We start from the raw sequence: 2,422 nt of genomic DNA, 5'->3' as shown, positions 1-2,422 counted from the left end.
GGATTCATGCATGTCCTTTTGCCCGAGCCCGCGCGTCGAGGAAACCCCCGCCGCGACGAAAGCTCATCGGGTGGATCAGTTCTTGCTGTCGGACGGGGTCGACGGCTTGTCCGATTGCGCGCGCTTGGGCACCGAGAAGGTGCCCGTCACGCGGCCCGAGGGCGCGGTGGTCACGGTGCCGCCGGGCACCGGGCTGTTGCCGCCCGCGGCGGTCGAGCCGTCGATCACCGCGCGCCCGCTGTCGAGGTTGATCGTCAGCCGCCCGCCGTTGACGGTGTTCGCCCCGCCCTGCTGGAGCGAGACCGCGCCGATCATCGTGATGACGCGCCGATTGAGGTCATAGACCGCATATTGGCTCTTCGCGACCTGATTGGGCCGCCGCACCACCACGCCGCCCGCCGCGTCGAGCCGCGAGACCTGCGGATTCCCGTCGACCACCTGGCCGGTATAGGCGACCGTCACGCGTTGCGCGTTGAGCGTCATCTCGGCCTGCTTGACCGCGACGCTGCCGGTCAGCACGGCGCGATTCGCCTTGTCCTGGAGCTGGATCTGGTTCGCCCCGAAATCGATCGGCGCGTTGGTGTCGTGGCGCGTCTGCGCGCCGGCCGCGGTGGCGGCGAGCAGCGGGAGGAGGGGGATCAGGCGCTTCATGGTCGCCGCTATCTCGCCCCTCGCGGCACGATGTGCAAGCGGGCGTTGCCGGTCAGCGTCACGCTATGCGCGTCGAGATCGGCGTCGAGCCGGTTGGCGCTGAACGTTCCCTGCCGGACGGTGCCGGTCACCGCGCCGCCCGATTGCATCTTGCGCGTCTTGAGATCGACCGTCGCGTTGACGGTGTCGAGCGTATAGCCGTCGGGGCCGCGGAACGAGATCGGGCCGTCGACCTTCACCTGCTCGGTATCCATGTTGTAGCGCCCGTGCTCGGCGACGAGCGAGGCCGGGCCGTCGTTGAGCTTGATGTCGGCGGCGAGCTGCTGGAGGCGGACGATCGGCTCGGCCGAGCTCTTCTGGATCGCCGAGCCCGCGGTCAGCTCGAACGGCTGCCCCTTGCCGTCGGCGCCGCGATAGCGCGCCGCCTGGATCTTGAGTCGCTCCTTCGCCACCTCGACCTTGTTCTTGTCGAGCACGAACGACACGTCGCCCCCGGTGGTCAGCGGCGCCATCACCAGAAAGGCGGAGAGCACCCCGATCAGCACCGGCAGCACCCAATTGGCGGTGGTGACGATACGGTCGTGCGGGCTGTCCGGCGCTGCCCAGCGCTGGCGCGCGTCGAGCGGCGGGGCAGCGGCTTCAGACATGCGCGAAAATGTCGATCTCCGGCCAGCCGGCCAGATCGAGCGCCGCGCGATGCGGCAGGAAATCGAAACATGCCTGCGCCAACCCGGCGCGGCCCTCACGCGCCAGCCGCCGGTCGAGCTCGGTCTTGAGCTGGTGGAGGAAACGCACGTCGGACGCGGCATAATCCTTCTGCGCGTCGGACAATTCCGGCCCGCCCCAGTCGGACGATTGCTGCTGCTTCGAAATGTCCTGCCCGAGCAATTCGCGCACCAGCTCCTTGAGCCCGTGGCGATCGGTATAGGTGCGCACCAGCCGCGAGGCGATCTTGGTGCAATAGACCGGGGCCGCGACGACGCCGAGATAATGGCCGATCGCGGCGAGATCGAACCGCGCGAAATGATAGAGCTTGAGCCGCGCCGGATCGGCCAGCACCGCGCGCAGATTCGGCGCGGCATAATCCGAGGTCGGGCCGAACCGCACGAGATGCTCGTCCGGGCCGCCGTCGGACAGCTGCACCACGCACAGCCGGTCGCGCGGGGTGATCAGCCCCATCGTCTCGGTATCGACGGCGATCGACGCACCCGGGGCGAAGACGTCGAGCGGAAGATCTTCCTCATGAAAATGCACGGTCATTCGCCCGCACTAGCGGGGTGCATCGCGCGGCTCAATGGTCCGCGAATCGGCAAGATCGAAGAAAAGACTGCGAATCAACGGCCGAACAATTATTTAGGCATGATTCTCGCGCCCGTTGCGATCGATCTTCGCGTCGTCATAAGGCGTGAACTGCGCCAACCTGTGCTAATGATGCGACAGTAGTGCAACGATTAGCCACTTTCTGCCCACTTTTCGCACGATTCTGTTCGCTGTCTGGCCAAAGCTCCGCTATGGCATGTTGTGTGGCGCAAAAGGTTTGGCGCCCGAAGAGGTGTGGTTGCTGTTCGCCGTCCGGCGCGCACCTCTTGACGGCGAAGTCGGGCGGACAGGAAAACGAACGGGGTTATGAGTTTCGACAGAGGTAGCCGCGGGCATCGTGGCGGACGTGGCCGCGACAAGCGCGACAGTTTCGGCGGCGGAGATGATTTCGGCGGCGGCAGTGACTTCGGCGGCGGCTTCGGCGACCGTGGCGGTTTCGGCGGCGGCTTCG

Annotated in this window: 3 protein-coding genes; all 3 read right to left on the bottom strand. The window is 66.7% G+C overall.

The genetic code is table 11. The features are described from left to right. Positions 1-75 precede the first annotated feature (75 nt). From BGN95_RS09680 to BGN95_RS09670, 3 genes are read right to left on the bottom strand one after another with little or no spacing between them, the layout of a single operon-like run. A complete protein-coding gene (locus BGN95_RS09680) occupies positions 76-651 on the bottom strand; it encodes an LptA/OstA family protein (protein WP_179513006.1) in 576 nt (191 codons plus the stop codon). An 8-nt stretch (positions 652-659) separates the two neighbouring features. Continuing rightward, positions 660-1,298: an LPS export ABC transporter periplasmic protein LptC gene (lptC, locus tag BGN95_RS09675; protein ID WP_179513007.1), complete on the bottom strand. Its 639-nt coding sequence runs from the start codon at positions 1,296-1,298 to the stop codon at positions 660-662. Then, positions 1,291-1,911: a ribonuclease D gene (locus tag BGN95_RS09670; RefSeq protein ID WP_286772500.1), complete on the bottom strand. Its 621-nt coding sequence runs from the start codon at positions 1,909-1,911 to the stop codon at positions 1,291-1,293. Before BGN95_RS09670 ends, lptC begins: the two co-directional genes overlap by 8 nt. Between the last annotated feature and the right edge of the window lie 511 nt (positions 1,912-2,422).

It is taken from the genome of Sphingomonas sp. 66-10 (assembly GCF_001897045.1).
Classification (GTDB): Bacteria; Pseudomonadota; Alphaproteobacteria; order Sphingomonadales; family Sphingomonadaceae; genus Sphingomonas; species Sphingomonas lycopersici.
This window is presented reverse-complemented; position numbering and strand designations above follow the sequence as displayed.

Excerpts from the sequence above, each read along its gene's own strand:
- lptC (WP_179513007.1), bottom strand. The coding sequence starts at position 1,298 with ATGTCTGAAGCCGCTGCCCCGCCGCTCGACGCGCGCCAGCGCTGGGCA.
- BGN95_RS09670 (WP_286772500.1), bottom strand. The coding sequence starts at position 1,911 with ATGACCGTGCATTTTCATGAGGAAGATCTTCCGCTCGACGTCTTCGCC.
- BGN95_RS09680 (WP_179513006.1), bottom strand. The coding sequence starts at position 651 with ATGAAGCGCCTGATCCCCCTCCTCCCGCTGCTCGCCGCCACCGCGGCC.